This is a genomic window from Bacillus sp. B-jedd, from assembly GCF_000821085.1.
GTDB lineage: Bacteria > Bacillota > Bacilli > Bacillales > Cytobacillaceae > Bacillus_D.
Genome location: NZ_CCXR01000001.1, coordinates 4,338,978 through 4,360,069, shown reverse-complemented (window position 1 = coordinate 4,360,069; position 21,092 = coordinate 4,338,978). Strand labels below are relative to the sequence as shown.

The following is a 21,092-nucleotide window of genomic DNA, read 5'->3' as shown; positions in this document are numbered from 1 at the left end:
GGGTGGAAAAGTTGAAAATTATTGTCCTAATCCATAAAATAAAGATGGATTGAGAAAAATTGGCGGTGAAAAAGTGGATTCGTTTAATAGAATATGGAATAAAGTACAAGCTAGATTGATGGATGAAGATAAATGGGCGGCCCTTGGTGAGGGAGCCATCAAGATTGTCCTAATCCTGATCATTTCAGGGATTTTGATCAGAGTAGGTAAGGCTGCCATCCATAAAACGTTTGAAATGCGGATGAAGATGCCTCTCAGGGTAAGGGAAAGGCGAGAAGCGACGCTCGTTAAGCTTCTTGACAACATTTTGTCTTATGCAGTTTACTTCATTGCATTTATGATGATCCTTACGGAACTGACCATTGATGTGAAAGCAATGCTGGCTGGCGCGGGGATTGTAGGGCTTGCTGTCGGCTTTGGAGCGCAAAATCTTGTAAAAGACGTGATTAGCGGATTTTTCATTATTTTTGAGGATCAGTTTTCTGTTGGCGACCATATCAAAATTGACCAATTTGAAGGTACGGTAGACTCAATCGGCCTCCGGACTACCAAAATTAAAAGCTGGACAGGAGAGCTTCATATTTTGCCGAATGGAAGTATTACACAAGTAACCAACTACTCCCTTAATAACAGCATGGCGGTCGTTGATGTTGGCATCGCCTATGAAGAAGATATCGACAAGGCAGAAGATGTCATTAGAGAAATCATTGAACAGCTTTCCAGCCAATATGAGGATTTAGTCAATCCCCCGGAACTGGTTGGCGTCCAAAATGTCGGCCCGGCGGAAATCACGTTAAGGGTAGTCGCGGAAACAAAGCCTATGAAACATTTTGCGATTGCGAGGATGATTAGAAAAGAAATCAAGCGGGGACTGGACGCTCATGGCATTGATATCCCATATCCGAGGGTGGTCATGTATTCAAAAGGAAATAGCGGCGGCCAGATTGATGATAGGGGGAAAAGCTGATGGAAGAAAAAGAGTTTGGGCTGAATGACGTAGTCGAGATGAAAAAGCAGCACCCATGCGGTACGAACCGCTGGAAAATCATACGTATAGGGATGGATATCAGGATTAAATGTGAAGGCTGTTCGCATAGTGTCCTTATCCCCCGCAGGGAGTTTGCAAGGAAGATGAAGAAGATTCTGGTGAAGCATGAGGAATAATTCCATGCTTCTTTTTTTGGCAAAAATAGTTTATTCTAATATTTAGATTAACTAAAGATTTCATTTAAAATAAGCTTTACGGTTGATATATAAATTCTTCGGGGGTGGGGGAGTTGCAAACGATTGTTAAATCAGCGTGCCCTTTGAATTGCTGGGATAGCTGCGGATTCCAGATTACCATGGACAATGGAAGGATCGTACAAATAGACGGCGATCCCGACCATCCTATTACAAAAGGGAAAATATGCGGCCGTGGCCGTTCCTTGATAAAGAGAATTGAAGCGGAAGATCGGCTTCTTTATCCGTTAAAGAAATTAAACGGCGAGTTTGTGCGGATTTCCTGGGAACAGGCACTTGATGAAATAGCCGGTAAAATGGATGAGATAAGAAAGAAATATGGTTCGACAGCTGTTTTGCACAGCCATGACTATGCCAACAGCGGAGTATTGACAAGTCTTGACCAGAGGTTCTTTAATGCGTACGGAGGTGTGACGGAGCTTGTCGGTTCGCTTTGCTGGGGGGCAGGCATTGAAGCCCAGATGTGGGACTTCGGCGATGCACTCAGCCACGCTCCGGGTGACCTGCTAAACAGCAGGCACATCATCGTCTGGGGAAGGAATGCCGCCAGGACGAATCTTCACTTTTATCAAAGCCTGCTCGAGGCAAAGAAAAAAGGAATCAAGATTTATGTCATCGATCCGATTTACAATGCGACTGCCAAGCTGGCGGATGAATATATCTCGATAAAGCCTGGAATGGATGGCATGCTTGCCGCCGGAATTATAAAAGAAATGCTTAGGCTCGGACTGGAAGACCGCGCTTTTATCGAGGGATATACAGAAGGCTATAGTGAAGTTGAAAACTTGTTGAATACTATAACACTTGAAGAAATCAGTGAGATGGCTGAAATTCCAATTGAAACAATCACAAAACTGGCCGCTATTTATTCTGACCGCCCAGTGTCCACTTATATCGGCCTGGGAATGCAAAGATATAGGAATGGCGGAAATACAATCAGATTCATTGATGCGCTAGTTGCAATCAGCGGAAATATCGGGATACCAGGAGGTGGCGTAAATTATGCAAATCTCCAGGTAGGACGCAACTTTCAGACGGGAAGGTTATCCCTCGCTGAACGGAAAAAAGCTTCCCGCCAATTCCCGATTATGAAACAAGCAGAAATGATTCTTTCCGAGAAAAACCCGGAAATTAAAATGGTTTTTGTAACATGCGGCAACCCGGCAACCCAGGTGCCAGATTCCAGTATTGTTGAAAAAGCTTTCTCACAGGTTGAGTCATTGGTCGTCATTGACCAGTTTTTGACGGATACAGCAGTAATGGCGGATTATGTTCTTCCATCGGCCGCGGTTTTTGAGGAAGATGATCTCTACTATGCATCCATGTACCATCATTATGCGAATTATGCGCCGAAATTAATGGACCCGCCAGGGGAAGCAAAGCCTGATTTATGGATTTGGACCGAACTGGCTAAGCGGCTTGGCTTTGGGGAGGATTTTGCCTATACTCCGGAAGAATGGCTTGAAATGCTGCTTGAGCCGCTAAATAAAGATGGCCTTACACTTGATAGCCTGAAGGAAAACCATACATTTGAGCTTCCGGTCATTAAAGTCCCCTGGGCGGACCGCAAATTTAAAACGCCTTCTGGTAAATACGAGTTTACTTCCGCGTTCGCCCGGCAAAAGGGGATGGAAGGAAGCTTGAAGCTTTCCTTGCCTGCCGAATCAAAATGGACAGATAAAAATCTGGCTCACAACTATCCTTATTCATTGCTGACGATCCATCCGTTACGGTCTAACCATTCACAGCATTATCATATCTTTCCAAAAGAGCCGAAGGTAGTCGTGGAAATCGCCTCTGATATCGCTCAAAGGCATGGATTGGAAGAAGGGGATCGGGCAAGAGTGTGGAACGGCCGGGGAGAAGTGGCAGGGACGGTAGCCATTTTGGCTAAAATGCATCCAGGCACGATTAATATCGATGAAGGCATTTGGCGCAAATTCGGCGGACCAGTCAATAGCCTGACACCAAGCCTCGCTTCTGACAACGGACTTGGCAGCACGCTTTATGACTGCCTTGTAGCTATTGAAAAACTGCCATCTAATTAAGCTGCCGGTTTTCCGGCAGCTTTCAATATGTTCTTTATAAAAGCCAACCTTGTCTTTTTAAGCGCCAATGCCTATAATTGTGTAGGGCTTTTAATTGATTTTCCATCTTAAACACACGATTTTCAATAGATTATGCTGATCACAGAGGAGTGACCGAAAAAATGGCATTAACAGCAGGCATTGTGGGGCTACCAAACGTCGGAAAATCCACACTTTTTAATGCAATAACCCAGGCTGGCGCGGAGTCGGCCAACTATCCATTTTGTACAATCGATCCGAATGTAGGGATTGTCGAGGTACCCGACCATCGATTGAACAAGCTGACAGAACTTGTCCAGCCGAAAAAAACTGTCCCTACAACTTTTGAATTCACTGATATCGCTGGAATTGTTAAGGGAGCGAGCAAAGGTGAGGGCCTTGGGAACAAATTTTTATCCCATATCCGTGAAGTAGATGCGATTTGTCAGGTAGTTAGATGTTTCGCTGATGATAACATCACTCATGTCGCCGGGAAAGTCGATCCGATTTCGGATATTGAAACAATTAATCTTGAATTAATACTTGCTGATATGGAATCGGTTGAAAAACGGATTGGCCGGGTTGAGAAGCTTGCCAAGCAAAAAGATAAGGATGCAGCGGCTGAATTTGAAGTGCTTGCGATGCTTCGTGATGCGTTTGAAGCTGAGAAACCTGCTAGATCAGTTGAGTTCACCGAGGAACAACTGAAAATCGCCAAGATGCTCCATCTGTTGACAATCAAACCGGTGCTCTATGTAGCGAATGTAGGCGAAGATGATATCGCTAATCCATCATCGAATGAATATGTTCAGCTTGTCCGTGAATATGCCTCAAAAGAAAACGCTGAAGTAATCGTTATCTGCGCAAAAATCGAATCGGAGATTGCCGAGCTTGACGGGGAAGAGAAAGAAATGTTTCTGTCCGAGCTAGGGATTGAGGAATCAGGCCTTGATCAGCTAATTAGGAAAGCTTACAGCCTATTAGGGCTCGCAACATACTTCACTGCGGGCGTCCAGGAAGTACGCGCATGGACTTTCAGAAAAGGAATGAAGGCTCCCCAGTGTGCGGGAATCATCCATTCGGATTTTGAGAGAGGCTTCATCAGGGCGGAAACAGTCCATTATGATGATTTGCTAGCCAACGGATCCATGACTGCCGCTAAAGAAGCAGGTAAAGTCAGACTCGAGGGCAAGGAATATGAAGTGAAAGATGGGGACATCATCCACTTCCGATTTAATGTTTAATTCGCTCGGATAAATAGTAACATGAGAGAAAGGCGTTCATTTTCGAAAAGAAAGTGGGGACGCCTTTTTCTTTTGCCTGAAGTACTCGAACAGGTGTTGCGGACTGGCGTCATGTATGGTATACTTTTACCTTGTGAGTAATTATAAAAATTGCTCCTTGCCCAATTGGGCCGCTTAGACCAAAAGGAGGTGACAGTGATGAGAAAGTACGAAATTATGTACATCATCCGCCCAAACATTGAAGATGAGGCCAAGAAAGCGCTTGTTGAGCGTTTCAACACGATTCTTGCTGACAATGGTGCGGAAGTAGCAGAAGCAAAGGATTGGGGTAAACGCCGTCTTGCATACGAAATCAATGATTTCCGTGACGGATACTACCAACTCCTAAAGGTGAATGCTGAGCCAGCAGCGGTAGAAGAATTCTCCCGTCTTTCCAAGATCAGCGAAGATATCATTCGCCACATCGTCATTAAAGAAGAAGAATAATCCCTGAAGATAAAGGAATCCGGAAGAGTGTTCCACGTGAAACATTCCTGTACGGAAAAAGGAGTTGATTCTGATGATGAATCGTGTCATTCTGGTTGGCCGGCTGACAAAAGATCCTGAATTGCGCTATACACCGAATGGAGTTCCGGTCGCAACCTTTACTCTAGCGGTCAATCGTTCATTTACAAACCAACAGGGTGAAAGGGAAACGGATTTCATTAACTGTGTCGTGTGGCGCCGTCCAGCGGAAAACGTAGCCAATTTCCTTAAAAAAGGAAGCCTGGCGGGCGTTGATGGGCGTATCCAAACGCGCAATTATGAAGGACAGGATGGAAAGCGTGTGTATGTCACAGAAGTGTTGGCAGAAAGCGTTCAATTCCTTGAACCAAAAAGTTCTTCGGCAGGTGGAAGAAGCGACAACAACGATTTTTACAGCAATGCTCCAAAAGAACAAGGAAACCCTTTTGGAAATGGCAATCAGAATCAACGGCCTGCACCAGCTAAACAGCAGGGCTACACACGTATGGATGATGATCCGTTCGCTGGCAGCGGACAGATTGATATTTCCGACGATGACCTGCCATTCTAACCAATAAACGATTCGGTATTCTATAAAAACAAATTGAAGGAGGGGAAATCCTATGGCAATGGGACGTAAAGGCGGACGTGCGAAGCGCCGTAAAGTGTGCTACTTTACTGCTAACGGCATTACGCACATCGACTACAAAGATGTGGATCTGCTCAAAAAGTTCATCTCTGAACGCGGAAAGATTTTGCCACGCCGTGTAACTGGCACAAATGCAAAATATCAGCGTAAACTGACAGTTGCAATCAAGCGTGCGCGTTTGATGGCGCTGCTTCCGTACGTATCGGGAGAATAATTTTAACGAAACTCCACTTACAGCAGCAGGGAAAAACTCCTTGCTGCTTTTTTATCATTTAGGTTATCAAGTGAACCTGAAAGAGAGGCTTATAATTCTGCTCGTTGGCAAAAAGAGTCACTAGAAGGGTTAATACATATATGATTTGCACAATTGAAGGAAGAATCTCTTTTTAAAATACCGAAGAAATGTTCTTAAAGAAGAACAAAATAGCGGTTTAGCCATATCCCTTTTCATGATAGGGATATTGGGTATAATTAATAGTAAATTAAGTGTTGTCTTATTTTGAAAATTAGCAGGACGGGTGCCAGTTTGGTCCCGGCAAAGCACGATAGATAAATTGAGGGACAAAACTGTCAGGGAGCTGAAAGAATGCCGTCATTTCTGGAAAAGCGGTCGATACGTTATCCCTTTTATGGATTACTTTGCATAACAACGGTGCTTTTAGGCATCCTTACACGATACAATCTGGCTGTCAGCATCATAGGCTTCATTTTTGCCGGAGCCGCCCTTTATTATTTGCTGCAGGTAGATAGGCGGCAGCGAAAAGAGGTGGAAGAATATATCTCCACACTCTCCTACCGGGTTAAAAAGGTTGGCGAAGAGGCTTTAATGGAAATGCCCATTGGTATCATGCTGATCAATGATGATTATTGTATCCAATGGACGAATCCGTATCTTGCCTCCTGTTTTGATGAGGAAACCTTAACTGGAAGATCGCTTTATGATGTTGCGGAAACGCTCATCCCGCTCATCAGGCAGGAAGTAGAAACCGAAACCATCACATTGCATAACAGGAAATTCCGTGTCATTCATAAACTGGATGAAAAGCTGCTCTACTTTTTCGATGTTACAGAGCAGGCGGAGATTGAAAAGATGTACCGGGATGAACGAACGGTCATTGCGATTATTTTTCTTGATAACTATGAGGAACTGACCCAGGGCCTAGATGACCAGATGCGAAGCAGCATTAATAATCTGGTTACTTCCTTGTTGAACAAGTGGGCGAATGATAATGGGATATTCCTAAAACGGATTACTTCTGAACGCTTTATAGGCGTTTTTAATGAAAGTATTTTGCAGATGCTTGAAAAAAATAACTTTACGATTCTTGATGAAGTAAGGGAAATGACGATAAAGCATAATCTTGCTTTGACGCTTTCAGTAGGGGTAGGCGCTGGAGTTTCTTCGCTTCCTGAACTCGGAACACTTGCCCAATCGAGCCTCGACCTTGCCCTTGGCAGGGGAGGCGACCAGGTAGCCATAAAACAGCCAACCGGGAAAGTGAAATTCTATGGTGGCAAAACAAATCCGATTGAGAAGCGTACAAGAGTCAGGGCCAGAGTAATTGCCCATGCATTAAAAGAACTGATTGCAGAGAGTGATAAAGTCATTGTCATGGGGCATAAATTCCCTGATATGGACTCAATTGGGTCGGCGATTGGAATCAGCAAGGTTGCCCAAATGAATAAACGCGACGGGTATATTGTCGTGAATTTCGATGAGATTGATAAGGGTATACAGCGGCTTATGGAAGAAATAAAGCTATATCCGGAAATGTTCGACCGGTTTATTACGCCTGAACAGGCTTTAGAGCTGGCAACTCCGGATACATTGCTTGTCATTGTGGATACCCATAAACCTTCCCTTGTCATTGATGAGCGTGTACTCGCCCGGATTCCGGATGTAGTTGTCATCGATCACCACCGGAGGGGTGAGGATTTTATCAGCAATCCTTTACTCGTCTATATGGAGCCATACGCTTCTTCTACAGCAGAACTCATTACAGAGCTTTTGGAATACCAGCCAAACCACGGGAAGTTCAATATGGTTGAAGCAACAGCCCTGCTGGCGGGTATTACAGTTGATACAAAAAGCTTCACACTCCGGACAGGAGCGCGAACCTTCGATGCGGCTTCTTACCTTAGAACATTGGGAGCAGACACGATCCTTGTGCAAAAGCTGCTCAAAGAAGACGTCGATACGTATATAAAACGGGCTAAATTGATTGAATCCGTCTATTTTTACAGGGCAGGCGTGGCAATCGCAAAAGGTGTGGAGGACGAAGCATATGACCAGGTTATGCTGGCACAGGCTGCGGATACCCTTTTGGCCATGGATGGCATTCAGGCGTCGTTCACCCTTTCCAGACGCGAGGATGGCCTCGTAGGCATCAGCGCCAGGTCACTTGGCGATATCAACGTCCAGGTAATTATGGAAAGCCTTGGAGGGGGAGGGCATCTGACTAATGCAGCAACCCAGCTGGCTGATATTGACGCAGAAGAAGCCGAACAAATGCTTAGGCAGGCTATAGATACTTATTTTGAAGGAGGGAAAGAAGAATGAAAGTCATTTTTCTGAAGGATGTAAAAGGAAAAGGTAAGAAAGGCGAAGTGAAAAACGTCGCTGATGGATATGCACATAACTTTTTAATCAAGCAGGGACTTGCCGTTGAAGCAAATCCGGGTAATATGAGCAACTTGAGCGCGCAAAAAAAGAAAGAAGAGAAACTAGCCGCCCAGGAACTGGAGGATGCAAAAGCACTTAAGGAAAAACTTGAAAAAACGACAGTCGAACTAACGGCCAAGTCCGGAGAAGGCGGAAGGCTTTTTGGCTCCATCACAACGAAACAAATAGCTGAAGAACTGCAAAAAAAGCATGGATTTAAAATAGACAAACGAAAAATGGAGCTTGAGGATGCCATTCGGTCACTTGGCGTGACAAAAGTGCCAGTAAAGCTTCACCATGAAGTTACTGCGATGCTAAATGTACATGTAAAAGAAGGAAACTGACGATTTGTGGTAGATTTCACCTGTGAACATGTTAAGATAATAGAGTAGCAACCGGAAAATGTGATCGGCTCAGCTGGTCACTTTTTTTCGCGGTGTATATAGATGATTGCCTCTAGGGACAGGGGGTTCTTATAATGAATGATGTATTCGCGGATCGTATGCCGCCTCAAAATATAGAAGCAGAACAAGCCGTTCTCGGCGCTATTTTCCTGGAACCGGCTTCTTTAACATTGGCCACGGAAATATTGATTCCTGAGGATTTTTACCGGGCAGCCCACCAGAAGATTTTTAATATGATGCTAAAACTGAATGATGAAGGCAAGGCCGTTGACCTGGTGACTGTGACGGAAGAACTGGCTGCCGCCAAGCTGCTTGAGGATACAGGCGGAGTCAGCTATTTAAGTGAACTCGCAGCATCTGTTCCGACCGCTGCCAACATTGAGTATTACGCGAAGATCGTTGAAGAAAAATCGCTGCTGCGCAGGCTGATCCGGACGGCGACTTCTATTGCCCAGGATGGTTACTCCCGGGAAGATGAAGTGGAGCTTCTGTTATCCGAAGCAGAAAAAAACATCATGGAAGTTGCCCAGCGTAAAAATGCAGGGGCGTTCCACAATATTAAAGATGTCTTAGTCCGAACATATGACAACATCGAATCGATGCATAACCGGAAGGGCGACATTACCGGGATCGCTACCGGTTTCCAGGAGCTTGACAGGATGACAGCGGGTTTCCAGCGGAATGACTTGATCATCGTTGGTGCCCGGCCTTCCGTCGGTAAAACGGCATTCGCCCTGAATATCGCCCAGAATGTCGCGGTTAAAACAGGTGAAAATGTTGCCATTTTCAGCCTTGAGATGGGCGCCGAGCAGCTCGTAATGAGGATGCTTTGCGCGGAAGGGAATATTGACGCTCAAAGGCTCAGGACAGGATCCCTGACAGATGAAGACTGGGGCAAGCTGACAATGGCGATGGGAAGCCTGTCACGGGCAGGCATCTATATAGATGATACCCCGGGTGTCCGCGTAGCCGATATCCGTGCCAAGTGCCGCCGGCTGAAGCAGGAAAATGGGCTTGGCATGATTCTGATTGACTATCTGCAGCTCATACTGGGAAGCGGCAGGGGTGGGGAGAACCGCCAGCAGGAGGTTTCGGAAATTTCCCGTTCCCTGAAGCAGCTTGCCCGTGAACTTCAGGTTCCGGTCATTGCCCTCTCACAGCTTTCCCGTGGCGTTGAGCAGCGCCAGGATAAGCGCCCGATGATGTCGGATATCCGTGAATCCGGAAGTATCGAGCAGGATGCCGATATCGTTGCCTTCTTATACCGTGATGACTATTATGACAAAGAATCAGAGAATAAGAATATCATTGAGATCATTATTGCCAAGCAAAGGAACGGCCCAACAGGCACGGTCCAGCTGGCATTCGTAAAGGAATACAATAAATTCGTCAACCTGGAAACAAGATTTGACGGCTCTGCGGTTCCACCGGGCGCTTAGCGCTTCTATTTATGCCGGCCTCTTAAAGGGCCGGCAATTTTTATTTAAGGAGTTTACATATGGAGAGATATCCAGTTTACGCAGAAACGAACAGGCTTGTAATCAGGTCGCTAATGGTTACAGATTACCATGCCTGGTTAAAAGGCTTTAATGACAGAATGCCGTCTCAGCATAAATATGATGATGGGCGGATCGATATGGAAGATTGCACCGAAGAATGGTTTTCCAGACTCGTGGATAAATATGAGCATCTGGCAAAAAGCGATTCTGATTATGTCCTTGATCTTTTTTTGAAAGAGGATGGCCGGCATGTAGGGACGATTGATTTTTCCACTTTGGCAAGGGAAGGTTTTCAATGGGGAAGAATAGGATACACCATCCATAACCAGTTCTGGGGAAGGGGATATGGAAAAGAGGCGGTGAAGGAAACGCTGTCCATAGCTTTTACAAAACTCGATTATCACCGGATTGAAGCCCATATCAATGTGGATAATATACCATCAGAGCGGCTGGCAAAAAGTGTTGGGATGGAGTTTGAGTGTGTAAGAAAAGGATTCATTTTTGAATTTGAAAAATGGACAGACAATCTGGTTTATTATTTGAACCGGAAGTAAAGGCGGCATGGAATTGTTAAACTAGTAAATTATTAGTATTTTACGAACGTAGTAGAGTTATTTCGGAGTTAACGTTCGTGTTTTCTTGACTTTTTGCTCGCGAAGTTGGTAAGATTGGGTTGGTTTGTTGCATAATATTAAAAAGTAACCACTTGTGGAGGTGCTTGTATGTCATCAGTTGTTGTAGTTGGTACACAATGGGGCGATGAAGGAAAAGGAAAGATTACCGACTTCCTATCGGAGAATGCCGAGGTTATTGCCCGTTACCAGGGAGGAAATAACGCCGGGCATACGATAAAATTTAACGGTGTTACATATAAACTGCATTTAATTCCTTCTGGAATTTTTTATAAAGAAAAAACATGTGTAATCGGAAACGGCATGGTTGTCGACCCGAAAGCACTTATCAAGGAACTTGCTTATTTGCATGGAGAAGGCGTATCAACAGATAATCTGCGCATCAGCAACCGGGCTCATGTAATTCTCCCATATCATTTGAAACTCGATGAGGTTGAAGAAGAACGCAAAGGTGCGAATAAGATCGGTACAACGAAAAAGGGGATCGGCCCTTCCTATATGGATAAAGCGGCAAGGGTAGGCATCAGGATCGCCGATTTGCTGGATCGGGAAGTTTTTGAAGAAAAGCTTGCCAGGAACCTGGAAGAGAAAAACCGCCTTTTTGAAAAGATTTATGAAACCGTGGGCTTTACTGCAGAAGAAATCTTAGACGAGTATTATGAATACGGCCAGCAAATTAAGAAATATGTATGTGACACATCCGTTGTCCTGAATGATGCATTGGATGAAGGACGCCGTGTGCTGTTCGAAGGCGCCCAGGGAGTCATGCTCGATATCGACCAGGGAACGTATCCATTCGTAACATCTTCTAATCCTGTAGCAGGCGGAGTGACAATTGGCTCGGGCGTAGGGCCAACCAAGATTACAAAAATCGTTGGCGTTTCAAAAGCATATACAACAAGGGTTGGCGATGGCCCATTCCCGACTGAACTGGATAACGAAATCGGCAACCAAATCCGTGAAGTCGGCCGTGAATATGGTACAACGACTGGCCGCCCACGCAGGGTAGGCTGGTTCGACAGCGTTGTTGTCCGCCATGCGCGACGCGTCAGCGGTATCACTGACTTGTCACTTAACTCGATTGACGTCCTGACAGGCATTGAGACCGTTAAAATCTGCGCTGCCTATCGCTACAAAGGGGAAATCATTGAAGAGTTCCCAGCTAGCCTGAAGGTGCTTGCTGAATGCGAACCAGTTTACGAAGAATTCCCTGGCTGGACCGAGGATATCACTGGCTGCAAGTCCCTTGATGAGCTTCCTGAAAATGCCCGCCATTATCTTGAAAGAATTTCACAGTTAACAGGCATTCCATTGTCCATTTTCTCCGTCGGCCCTGACCGTTCCCAGACGAATGTTGTCAGAAGCCCTTGGAGAACGAGTATATAAGTTCGAGGTAAAAACCCTTTCCTTCAGGAGAGGGTTTTTTTATGGAGAGGCGTACGAAGACTTGCGTTGGTGTGTCTGTTCGGTCACTAAGTGGTTGTTTAGAGCCTGGAGGCCAGGTAGCCAGCAGCCGTTCGGTCACTAAGTGCCCGTTTAGAGCCCGAAGCCCAGTTTGCCAGTGGCCGTTCGGGCTGTAAGTGCCTGTTTAGAGCCCGAAGCCGAGGTAGCCAGTAGTCGTTCGGTCACTAAGTGCCCGTTTAGAGCCCGAAGCCGAGGTAGCCAGTAGTCGTTCGGTCACTAAGTGCCCGTTTAGAGCCCGAAGCCGAGGTTGCCAGTAGTGGTTCGGGCACTAAGTATCTGTTTAGACTCTGAAAGCTTTTATCGCAGCAGCTTTTGGGGTCCTAAAAGCAACATTTTTAATAGTAAAGCTATTCAATGCGGCTAAAGATAGAAATGTTTAAAGATTAAAGCCGAGGGAATGGATAAAACGAACGATATTTCCTCCTTTTGAAAAATAATCTATAAAACTGCTTGCACATGTTTTATAGATTTGCTATTATAAAAAACGTCGCCACTGAAAAAAGAGTTTAAGACATGCAAAAAGATAATTTCATAGTACGAGCCATTAGCTCAGTTGGTAGAGCATCTGACTTTTAATCAGAGGGTCGAAGGTTCGAGTCCTTCATGGCTCACCATTTACATTTGGTGAATGGCCCCTTGGTCAAGCGGTTAAGACACCGCCCTTTCACGGCGGTAACACGGGTTCGAATCCCGTAGGGGTCATTATTTTTATTGGTCTGGTAGTTCAGTTGGTTAGAATGCCTGCCTGTCACGCAGGAGGTCGCGGGTTCGAGTCCCGTCCAGACCGCCACTTTTTAACAAGTGCCAAACATAATTAAGATTGTTTTTGCACAAAAAAGAAGGCTCAGTAGCTCAGTCGGTAGAGCACGCTGAATTAGCTTCTTTGAACAGCATCGGCACACCCATCGAGCTGCGGCTTGAATAGGCTCCCTGAGATGGGAGTGAAGGACCTGCAGATCCTACTGTAGGATATAAAATTAAATAAGGCTCAGTAGCTCAGTCGGTAGAGCAAAGGACTGAAAATCCTTGTGTCGGCGGTTCGATTCCGTCCTGAGCCATAAACAAAAGAGGGCAGCGCAGGCTGTCCTCTTTTGTTATTTCCCAACAATGTTTAATAATTGTAACTGTTTTGTAATATAACATCCAAAAATATACAGCAATTCTCTAGTCATGTGAAAAAAATGTCGTTTCCACTACGAAAATTGTCGAAACTTTTAAAAAGCTGAGTTTTATAGGCTTTTTGACATGCTTTTTAGATAAATTTTGGGATTGGATTGTGAAAATAGAGGGGAATTCCTGTATTTACCTTCCTTTATATGTCAGCTATTATACATTTTTGTTACATTATAAGGACTTATAATCTATTTATATAAAATTATGGTAAAGTATAGAAGGATTAAGGAATCTAGTATTTCCCAATAGGAAAATAGATTTATTTTGAAAAAACTCAAGGGTTTGTTTCTGTCGCTCAGGGAGGATAACAATGGAAGTCATTTCAAAGGAAAGTACCGTGCTAACGAAAAAACCGAATAAAGCAATACAACCTTTTAAAAAGATGATCGCAACCGCGTTTGCTGCCTCTGTCCTCGTTTTCGGATCAGGCCAGGCAATACATGCTGCGGACAGCCTGACAACTGTTTATTACGTTTATGTGAATGATACATACATAGGTACTGTTAGCGATAAAAAAGTAGTTGAGTCCATTATTGAAAAAGAGCTTCAGGAAATGAAGCAGGCCAATAAAGGAATCGACTTAAAGCTAGGTTCGAAGATTACATATATTCCTGAGCAGGTTTTCCGTTCCACGGCAAACAATCAAAAAGCAGCCGAGAAGCTTGCCGAGGAAATCAAGATTGAAGTTGAGTCTGCGGCAATTGTCATTGATGGAAAGCCGGTTGTCCACCTTGGAAGCAAGGAAGCAGCCGATGAAACGCTTAAAAAGCTGAAGCTCAAGTATGTAACAGAAGAGCAGCTCAAAGAACTGGAAGCAAGGAAAGCCCAACCTTCCACTGTATTACCCGCTTTAAAGGATAATGAAACACGTATTTTAGATGTTCGTTTAACAAGCGAGGCTGAGATTGCGGAAATAGCGACAGAGCCAAACAATATCGTTACTCCGGATGAGGCGGTTAACTTCCTGCTGAAGGGTACGCTTGAAGAAAAGAAATACACTGTCAAAGATGGCGATGTCCTTGGATCCATCGCAGTAGGAGCGAATCTCTCAACAGCCGAACTGCTTGCCTTGAATCCGGGAATGAAAGAAGATTCACTTTTGAAAATTGGCCAGGAGCTTAATATTACGGTTCCGAAGCCATACCTTGAAGTTATCGTTGACAAAGAGGTTTTCAAAAAAGAGACCCTTTCTTTTGAAACAACGATCGAAGATAATGCCTCCATGTTCAAGGGAGACAAGAAAGTGAAGCAGGAAGGCAAGAACGGCGAGCGTGAAGTGACCTACACTGTCTCCGAGAAAAATGGCGTTGTCGTGAAAAAGGCAGTGACGAAAGAACAGGTAACACAGAAGCCTGTTAACCATATCGTTGTCAGGGGAACCAAAGTCGTTCCATCCCGTGGAGAGGGATCATTCGCATGGCCTGCTTCCGGCGGATATGTATCCAGCCATGTAGGATACCGCTGGGGCAAGATGCATAAAGGCATCGATATCGCGCGTCCTTCAAGCCTGACCATAAAAGCCGCGGATAACGGCACAGTCGTTTCAGCGGGCTGGGATGGCGGCTACGGCAACAAAATTGTTATTGACCACCATAATGGTTTCCGTACTGTGTACGCCCACCTTTCTTCAATAGACGTTAGCGCAGGCCAAACAGTTGCAAAAGGTTCAAAAATTGGTAATATGGGTTCTACCGGCAATTCGACCGGCGTGCATCTCCATTTTGAAGTATATAAAAATGGCAGCCTGCAAAACCCGCTCAATTACCTGCGTAAATAGATTGATTGACTTTACTAGCCTCCAGCCAGCCGCTGGGGGCTTTTCCATTCACTAGCAAATGTTTCTAATAGATGATTTATAGGCTGTATAATGGTAAAGTAAAATAGTATATTAGTGCATAAAAAGTAAGGGAAACGGGAGAAGGAAGGAGTTTTGGGGATGGAAAAGAAAATATTAGTCGTAGACGATGAAAAACCAATTGCGGACATTCTGCAGTTCAATCTCAAGAAAGAGGGCTATACGGTTTATTGCGCTTACGATGGGAATGAGGCTATCTCCATGGTTGAGGAAGTACAGCCAGACCTGATCCTTCTTGATATCATGCTGCCGCTTCGAGATGGAATGGAAGTATGCCGTGAAGTTAGGAAAAAATATGAAATGCCAATCATCATGCTTACCGCGAAGGATTCAGAAATCGATAAAGTGCTTGGCCTGGAACTGGGGGCGGACGATTATGTCACGAAGCCTTTCAGCACAAGGGAACTGATTGCACGGGTCAAGGCCAACCTTCGGCGCCACCAGCTGCCGATTGGACAGGGCCAGGAAGATTCTTCAAATGAAATAGATGTAGGATCCCTGACAATCCACCCAGATGCGTATGTTGTATCAAAGCGGGGAGAAACAATAGAATTGACACACCGTGAATTTGAACTGCTCCATTATCTTGCCAAACACATTGGCCAGGTGATGACAAGGGAACATCTTCTGCAAACCGTATGGGGCTATGATTATTATGGCGACGTCCGCACAGTCGACGTCACCGTTAGGCGCCTCCGAGAGAAAATCGAAGATAACCCGAGCCATCCGGCCTGGATTGTGACAAGAAGAGGAGTCGGCTATTATTTGCGAAATCCTGATCAGGAGTAAAGATCTTCATGAGAAGAGTCGGCTTTTTTAAATCCATCCATTTAAAATTTGTATTGATATATGTGTTGTTGATCCTCGTTGCCATGCAGATTATCGGGGTTTATTTTGTCAGGCAGCTGGAAGAAACGCTAATCACGAACTTCCAGACGTCCTTGAAGCGCCAGGTGACGATGCTCAGCTATAACCTCGTCGAGCAGATGACCAAAGAAAAGGTGCCGGAAGAAACGCGCAATGAAGATATCCGCAAAATACTCCGCGACTTCGCTATTGCTGATATCGCGGAAGTACAGCTTATTGAAGGATCCTCTTTGAAAATCATCGGCACGTCCGAGGATAATGAACAAGGTGTGATCGGGCAGAGGACGACGGAGTTGAGGATCAAACGGGCGCTAGTGCTTGAAGAAGAGCAGAGCGATATTTTGATTGATGAGAAAAATGGCCACCGGATTTGGGTTCTGGCAACGCCGATTAAGTCGGAGCGGAAAACGATTGGAGCTATCTTCATTGTCGCGAATATTGAAAGTGTGTTTGAGCAAATGAAGACCATCAACGGAATTTTGGCGACAGGAACCGCTATCGCGCTTGCGATAACCGCACTGCTCGGCATTCTTTTGGCCCAGACGATTACAAGGCCGATCACCGATATGAAAAAACAGGCGATTGCCATGGCGAAAGGAAACTTTTCACGCAAAGTTAAGGTATACGGCTACGATGAAATCGGTACGCTAGCGATGACATTCAATAACCTGACTAAAAAGCTCCAGGAAGCACAGGCGACAACGGAGGGAGAGCGGAGGAAACTTTCCTCGGTCCTTTCTTATATGACGGACGGCGTCATCGCTACGGACCGGCGGGGGCGGGTCATCGTCATTAATGAGCCTGCCGCCAATATGCTGGGCGTTTCACGTGAAACAGTCCTATCACAGCCGATTGTTTCATTGCTTGATCTTGATGATACGTATTCGTTTGAGGAAATGCTGGAAATCAAGGATTCCATTATCCTCGATTACAGCACGAAACACGACCCGTATATTTTAAGGGCTAATCTGTCCGTCATCCAAAAAGAGACAGGCTTCGTAAACGGCCTGATTGTGGTCCTCCATGATATTACGGAACAGGAAAAAATCGATGCGGAACGGCGCGAATTTGTCGCTAACGTTTCACATGAACTGAGAACACCTCTGACGACAATGAGGAGTTATCTAGAGGCATTGGCCGATGGCGTGATGCGCGATCCTGAAGTCGGCCCGCAATTTTTAAATGTCGCACAAACCGAAACGGAACGGATGATCCGGCTCGTCAATGACTTGCTTCAGTTGTCTAAAATGGACAGCCGGGATTACAGGCTATCAAAGGAATGGGTTGATTTTACCCAGTTCTTTAACAGGATCATTGACCGGTTCGAAATGACCAAGCATGAGAATGTCACGTTTACACGAATCCTTCCACGCAAGCCTTTATTTGTAGAGATTGATGTGGATAAGCTGACCCAGGTGCTCGATAACATTATTTCCAATGCGTTGAAGTATTCTCCAGAAGGCGGGGAAGTCATTTTTACGGTTCTTGAGGAAAACGGGAAAATAACAGTCAGCATAAAGGATGAAGGAATCGGAATTCCGAAAGATAATCTAGGGAAAATCTTTGATCGTTTTTACCGGGTTGATAAAGCGAGGACTCGGAAGCTCGGTGGAACCGGTCTCGGGCTGGCCATTGCAAAAGAAATGGTCAATGCACATGGAGGCAATATCTGGGCAACAGGTGAGGAAGGGAAAGGCACACAAATCATATTTACCCTCCCTTATGAGCCGTCTGAAGAGGTCGACTGGTCATGAAATACGAAACAATTAAATCCGTGTTGCTGACGCTACTGGTATTCCTAAGTATGGGGATGACCTGGGCTTTATGGACATACCAGCCGAATTATGACTCGTTTAAAAGTGGAAAAACAATCGAAGAAGTAAAAATGGGTGAAAAGAAGGAAGATAGCAGGATTATCAAGCCGGACCGAATCATTTATCATATTGAAGATAAACATTATGGTTCAACAGCGGTAGGCGATATTGACAAGCTGATGAAAGAAATGGCCGGCTGGGTACTTTTCGATGTTAAAAATTTTACCGAGCAGGCCGGAACGTTCAAGCAAGCAGTCCATGGGGAGGAGAAGGTTGAAATCATCTTCCCTCATGAAGTGCCGATTGAAGTCTTTCGGAATATTGTCCAGTTTGAACAGAAGAAAGTGCCGTCCTTCCGTTTTGACCGGATGGTAATTGACATGAAAACCCTGCATAAGGACAGGGGAGCGGTTTACTTTGCGAATGTCAGGAATCAGGAGATTTATGTAAGCTACATTTCACAATCTTTCCTGACGCAATTCAACCGGTCCTTTTATGCAAAAGCAAGCCAGAACCCTTCCTATTTTGCTTACAATGTGACAGGGAAACGGACGCTTTTTTTGCCGGAAGAAGAAACGGAAATGATGGAGTACACTTACCTGCCGATAAATCTTGATTCTGAACTTTTTAAGGAAGCATTATTCAAGAACCCGAGCCTCGTGCAAAAGAGCTTTGTTGGGAGCGAGGAAGAATATACGAATGACTCCAGCAAGTTGAATATATATTCCGATGAAAACCGGCTTGTTTTCGTCAATCCGTCAGAGGAAACGGATTATTCCGGCTCCACTAACCTGCTGAAACGGAGCATTGATTTCATCAATGAACATGGAGGCTGGACCGATCCTTACCGATTTGCTTACCTTGATGAAGCGAAGCAAAGGGTCACGTTCAGGCTGTATAGTATAGACGGCTATCCGGTTTTTAATGAACGAGGTCTGTCAGAGATTACACAGGTCTGGGGAAGGAATGAAATTACTCGGTTTACAAGGTCCACTTTTGCAATGGAGCTGCCTTTGCAGTATACAAAGGCGACCCGGCCCTCCGGCAGGCAAGCCCTTGAATATCTGGAAAACAAAGAAAACTTCAGGCCAGAATTGCTCGAAAATCTCGTCCTTGGCTACAGGATGGAGCGGGATTCGCAATCCAACAGGCTCATTACCCTGAAACCGGCGTGGTTCTATCTATACAATAAGCGTTGGATGGAAATATCCCCGGAGGATTTGGGAGGGCTGAAACGTGGATTGGAGTAGGATTAAAACGATTTTCATCATCACCTTCCTGATCCTGGACGTGTATTTAATTTATCAGTTTATTGTGAAGCATGATGCGAACCAATATGAAGTTAAAAAGGAAGCATCTGTCGAGGAGCAATTGAAGGAAGATGAAATTACTTTTATTGAAATGCCGAAGACGGCGATCAAGGACCAGTATTTGAGCGCTCGAATCAAGGAATTCACGAAAGAGGATACGAATAAGCTGAAGGGCCAGTCGGTTACAATTATCGATAAGACGATTCTCGCCTCAAAGCTTGAGAAGCCTTTTCAGCTTGATCCTAATTTCGAACCGGCGTCCCTTTCAGGGCTTATTTCCGAATATGTCTTGAATGGCAACGATTATTTCTATTGGGACAGGGACGATAAGGAAAAAACGATTACGTATTTTCAGCAATACCAGAACAAGTATTTTTATCAAAATAAAAATGGAATGATCGTTTTCCATTTGAATAAAAATAACCAGATTATTTCCTATGAACAGACGTACCTGGAGGGAATCGATAAGCTCAATACGAAGGAAAAAGTCATTGAGCCATTAAAAGCGCTTGGCATCCTTCATCAAAAAGGCCTGCTTGAAACAAAGAGTTCAATCACAAAAGCGGAGCTCGGGTATTCAACGATTGTCCCACTAGCCTCCACGCAAGTATTCGCGCCAACATGGCGGTTTGTAGTCGATGGCAAGAAAAGCTTATTCGTCAATGCATTCGAGGGACAGGTCATTGAGTTTAACAGCGAAGAAAAAGAAGTAACGGAGTGAACGGCATGACATTGCAATTTAGTGTGCTTGCAAGCGGGAGTACTGGTAATGCGATCTATGTGGAATCAGGGGAACATTCCTTCCTCGTCGATGCGGGCCTGAGCGGAAAGCAAATGGAGGGCCTGTTCCAGCAAATCGGCCGCGATATGCGGGATTTATCCGGTATTCTTGTAACGCACGAGCACAGCGACCATATTAAGGGCTTGGGAGTCGCTGCCCGGAAGTACAAGCTTCCCATCTATGCGAATGAAAAAACATGGCAGGCGATGGAGCATGGCATCGGCGAAATCCCAACTGAACAGAAATTCGTCTTTGGAATGGAAACAGTCAAAAGCTTTGGTTCGCTCGATATTGAATCGTTCGGTGTTTCCCATGATGCCGCGGAGCCAATGTTTTATGTGTTCCATTCAGGCGGGAAAAAGCTTGTCCTCATAACAGATACAGGTTATGTTAGCGACCGCATGAAAGGGACGATCGCCAATGCGGATGCGTATGTATTCGAAAGCAATCATGATGTGCACATGCTCAGGATGGGACGGTATCCATGGAACGTCAAGCGCCGTATTTTGAGCGATGTCGGCCATGTCTCGAATGAAGATGCCGCCATTGCGATGAGCGAGGTGGCGGGGGATAGGACGAAACGGATTTATCTCGCCCACTTGAGCCTTGATAATAATCTGAAGGATCTGGCGAGGATGTCTGTCGCCCAGACGCTTGAAACGAAAGGTATCCGAATTGGCGAGCAGTTTGATTTGTATGATACAGATCCGAAGATTCCGACGGTGTTGACAGCGGTATAATCGGTATTTTTGAAAAGAGTGAACGTCCTTGTCAGGGAGGATGTTTACTCTTTTCTTTCATTTGCGTCGATTTCTTGAATGGTGTGAAAAAAGGTGCTGAACGGGTATGCCTTTTTCTTAGAATAATAGGGTACAGGGAGTATAATTAAAGTAGCGTTGAGTGAGCCGGCTGAATTGGAGGAGGAA

Annotated in this window: 18 protein-coding genes and 4 tRNA genes; all 22 read left to right on the top strand. The window is 45.1% G+C overall.

Annotated elements, in window-relative coordinates; translation table 11 throughout:
* Window positions 1-73 precede the first annotated feature (73 nt).
* Window positions 74-967, top strand: coding sequence for a mechanosensitive ion channel family protein (locus BN1002_RS21200; protein WP_442853404.1), 894 nt, complete (start codon window positions 74-76; stop codon window positions 965-967).
* Window positions 967-1,164: a DUF951 domain-containing protein gene (locus BN1002_RS21195; RefSeq protein WP_048827530.1), complete on the top strand. Its 198-nt coding sequence runs from the start codon at window positions 967-969 to the stop codon at window positions 1,162-1,164. The genes BN1002_RS21200 and BN1002_RS21195 overlap by 1 nt, the downstream gene beginning before the upstream one ends.
* Before the next feature lie 113 nt (window positions 1,165-1,277).
* Window positions 1,278-3,290 carry a molybdopterin-dependent oxidoreductase gene (locus tag BN1002_RS21190; RefSeq protein ID WP_048827529.1) on the top strand — a complete coding sequence of 671 codons (2,013 nt, stop codon included), beginning with the start codon at window positions 1,278-1,280 and terminating at the stop codon, window positions 3,288-3,290.
* A 161-nt stretch (window positions 3,291-3,451) separates the two neighbouring features.
* Window positions 3,452-4,552, top strand: a complete 1,101-nt coding sequence (gene ychF / locus BN1002_RS21185; RefSeq protein WP_048827526.1) for a redox-regulated ATPase YchF — start codon at window positions 3,452-3,454, stop codon at window positions 4,550-4,552.
* 198 nt (window positions 4,553-4,750) lie between these two features.
* Window positions 4,751-5,038: a 30S ribosomal protein S6 gene (gene rpsF, locus BN1002_RS21180; protein ID WP_048827525.1), complete on the top strand. Its 288-nt coding sequence runs from the start codon at window positions 4,751-4,753 to the stop codon at window positions 5,036-5,038.
* Window positions 5,039-5,111: 73 nt separating this feature from the next.
* A complete protein-coding gene (ssb, locus tag BN1002_RS21175; RefSeq protein ID WP_048827523.1) occupies window positions 5,112-5,627 on the top strand; it encodes a single-stranded DNA-binding protein in 516 nt (171 codons plus the stop codon).
* 52 nt (window positions 5,628-5,679) lie between these two features.
* Entirely contained in the window at window positions 5,680-5,919 is a 240-nt protein-coding gene (rpsR, locus tag BN1002_RS21170) for a 30S ribosomal protein S18 (protein WP_043934268.1), read from the top strand.
* Window positions 5,920-6,291: 372 nt separating this feature from the next.
* Window positions 6,292-8,265, top strand: coding sequence for a DHH family phosphoesterase (locus BN1002_RS21165; RefSeq protein WP_048827521.1), 1,974 nt, complete (start codon window positions 6,292-6,294; stop codon window positions 8,263-8,265).
* Entirely contained in the window at window positions 8,262-8,711 is a 450-nt protein-coding gene (rplI, locus tag BN1002_RS21160; protein ID WP_048827520.1) for a 50S ribosomal protein L9, read from the top strand. The genes BN1002_RS21165 and rplI overlap by 4 nt, the downstream gene beginning before the upstream one ends.
* A 134-nt stretch (window positions 8,712-8,845) precedes the next feature.
* A complete protein-coding gene (dnaB, locus tag BN1002_RS21155) occupies window positions 8,846-10,210 on the top strand; it encodes a replicative DNA helicase (RefSeq protein WP_048827514.1) in 1,365 nt (454 codons plus the stop codon).
* A 59-nt stretch (window positions 10,211-10,269) separates the two neighbouring features.
* On the top strand, window positions 10,270-10,824 hold the full coding sequence (locus tag BN1002_RS21150; protein WP_048827513.1) for a GNAT family N-acetyltransferase: 555 nt from the start codon (window positions 10,270-10,272) through the stop codon (window positions 10,822-10,824).
* Between the two features lie 168 nt (window positions 10,825-10,992).
* Window positions 10,993-12,288 carry an adenylosuccinate synthase gene (locus BN1002_RS21145; RefSeq protein ID WP_048827512.1) on the top strand — a complete coding sequence of 432 codons (1,296 nt, stop codon included), beginning with the start codon at window positions 10,993-10,995 and terminating at the stop codon, window positions 12,286-12,288.
* Between the two features lie 616 nt (window positions 12,289-12,904).
* A tRNA-Lys gene (locus BN1002_RS21140) sits at window positions 12,905-12,980 on the top strand.
* Between the two features lie 16 nt (window positions 12,981-12,996).
* Window positions 12,997-13,068 (top strand) — tRNA-Glu (locus BN1002_RS21135).
* A gap of 11 nt (window positions 13,069-13,079) precedes the next feature.
* Window positions 13,080-13,156, top strand: a tRNA-Asp gene (locus BN1002_RS21130).
* 195 nt (window positions 13,157-13,351) lie between these two features.
* A tRNA-Phe gene (locus BN1002_RS21125) sits at window positions 13,352-13,424 on the top strand.
* Window positions 13,425-13,849: 425 nt separating this feature from the next.
* On the top strand, window positions 13,850-15,316 hold the full coding sequence (locus BN1002_RS21120; RefSeq protein ID WP_048827511.1) for a M23 family metallopeptidase: 1,467 nt from the start codon (window positions 13,850-13,852) through the stop codon (window positions 15,314-15,316).
* Between the two features lie 159 nt (window positions 15,317-15,475).
* Window positions 15,476-16,183 (top strand): response regulator YycF, encoded by a 708-nt coding sequence (gene yycF, locus BN1002_RS21115; RefSeq protein ID WP_048827510.1) that lies wholly within the window; start codon window positions 15,476-15,478, stop codon window positions 16,181-16,183.
* Between the two features lie 8 nt (window positions 16,184-16,191).
* Entirely contained in the window at window positions 16,192-18,015 is a 1,824-nt protein-coding gene (walK, locus tag BN1002_RS21110; protein ID WP_048827509.1) for a cell wall metabolism sensor histidine kinase WalK, read from the top strand.
* Window positions 18,012-19,325, top strand: coding sequence for a YycH family regulatory protein (locus BN1002_RS21105; protein ID WP_048827508.1), 1,314 nt, complete (start codon window positions 18,012-18,014; stop codon window positions 19,323-19,325). The genes walK and BN1002_RS21105 overlap by 4 nt, the downstream gene beginning before the upstream one ends.
* Entirely contained in the window at window positions 19,312-20,106 is a 795-nt protein-coding gene (locus BN1002_RS21100) for a two-component system regulatory protein YycI (protein WP_048827507.1), read from the top strand. Before BN1002_RS21105 ends, BN1002_RS21100 begins: the two co-directional genes overlap by 14 nt.
* Before the next feature lie 5 nt (window positions 20,107-20,111).
* Window positions 20,112-20,906 (top strand): MBL fold metallo-hydrolase, encoded by a 795-nt coding sequence (locus BN1002_RS21095; RefSeq protein WP_048827506.1) that lies wholly within the window; start codon window positions 20,112-20,114, stop codon window positions 20,904-20,906.
* Window positions 20,907-21,092 lie beyond the last annotated feature (186 nt).

Bases quoted from the DNA above. Each gene is read 5' to 3' on its own strand.
- BN1002_RS21195 (WP_048827530.1), top strand. From the start codon at position 967: ATGGAAGAAAAAGAGTTTGGGCTGAATGACGTAGTCGAGATGAAAAAG.
- ychF (WP_048827526.1), top strand. From the start codon at position 3,452: ATGGCATTAACAGCAGGCATTGTGGGGCTACCAAACGTCGGAAAATCC.
- rpsF (WP_048827525.1), top strand. From the start codon at position 4,751: ATGAGAAAGTACGAAATTATGTACATCATCCGCCCAAACATTGAAGAT.
- ssb (WP_048827523.1), top strand. From the start codon at position 5,112: ATGATGAATCGTGTCATTCTGGTTGGCCGGCTGACAAAAGATCCTGAA.
- rpsR (WP_043934268.1), top strand. From the start codon at position 5,680: ATGGCAATGGGACGTAAAGGCGGACGTGCGAAGCGCCGTAAAGTGTGC.
- BN1002_RS21165 (WP_048827521.1), top strand. From the start codon at position 6,292: ATGCCGTCATTTCTGGAAAAGCGGTCGATACGTTATCCCTTTTATGGA.
- rplI (WP_048827520.1), top strand. From the start codon at position 8,262: ATGAAAGTCATTTTTCTGAAGGATGTAAAAGGAAAAGGTAAGAAAGGC.
- dnaB (WP_048827514.1), top strand. From the start codon at position 8,846: ATGAATGATGTATTCGCGGATCGTATGCCGCCTCAAAATATAGAAGCA.
- BN1002_RS21150 (WP_048827513.1), top strand. From the start codon at position 10,270: ATGGAGAGATATCCAGTTTACGCAGAAACGAACAGGCTTGTAATCAGG.
- BN1002_RS21145 (WP_048827512.1), top strand. From the start codon at position 10,993: ATGTCATCAGTTGTTGTAGTTGGTACACAATGGGGCGATGAAGGAAAA.
- BN1002_RS21120 (WP_048827511.1), top strand. From the start codon at position 13,850: ATGGAAGTCATTTCAAAGGAAAGTACCGTGCTAACGAAAAAACCGAAT.
- yycF (WP_048827510.1), top strand. From the start codon at position 15,476: ATGGAAAAGAAAATATTAGTCGTAGACGATGAAAAACCAATTGCGGAC.
- walK (WP_048827509.1), top strand. From the start codon at position 16,192: ATGAGAAGAGTCGGCTTTTTTAAATCCATCCATTTAAAATTTGTATTG.
- BN1002_RS21105 (WP_048827508.1), top strand. From the start codon at position 18,012: ATGAAATACGAAACAATTAAATCCGTGTTGCTGACGCTACTGGTATTC.
- BN1002_RS21095 (WP_048827506.1), top strand. From the start codon at position 20,112: ATGACATTGCAATTTAGTGTGCTTGCAAGCGGGAGTACTGGTAATGCG.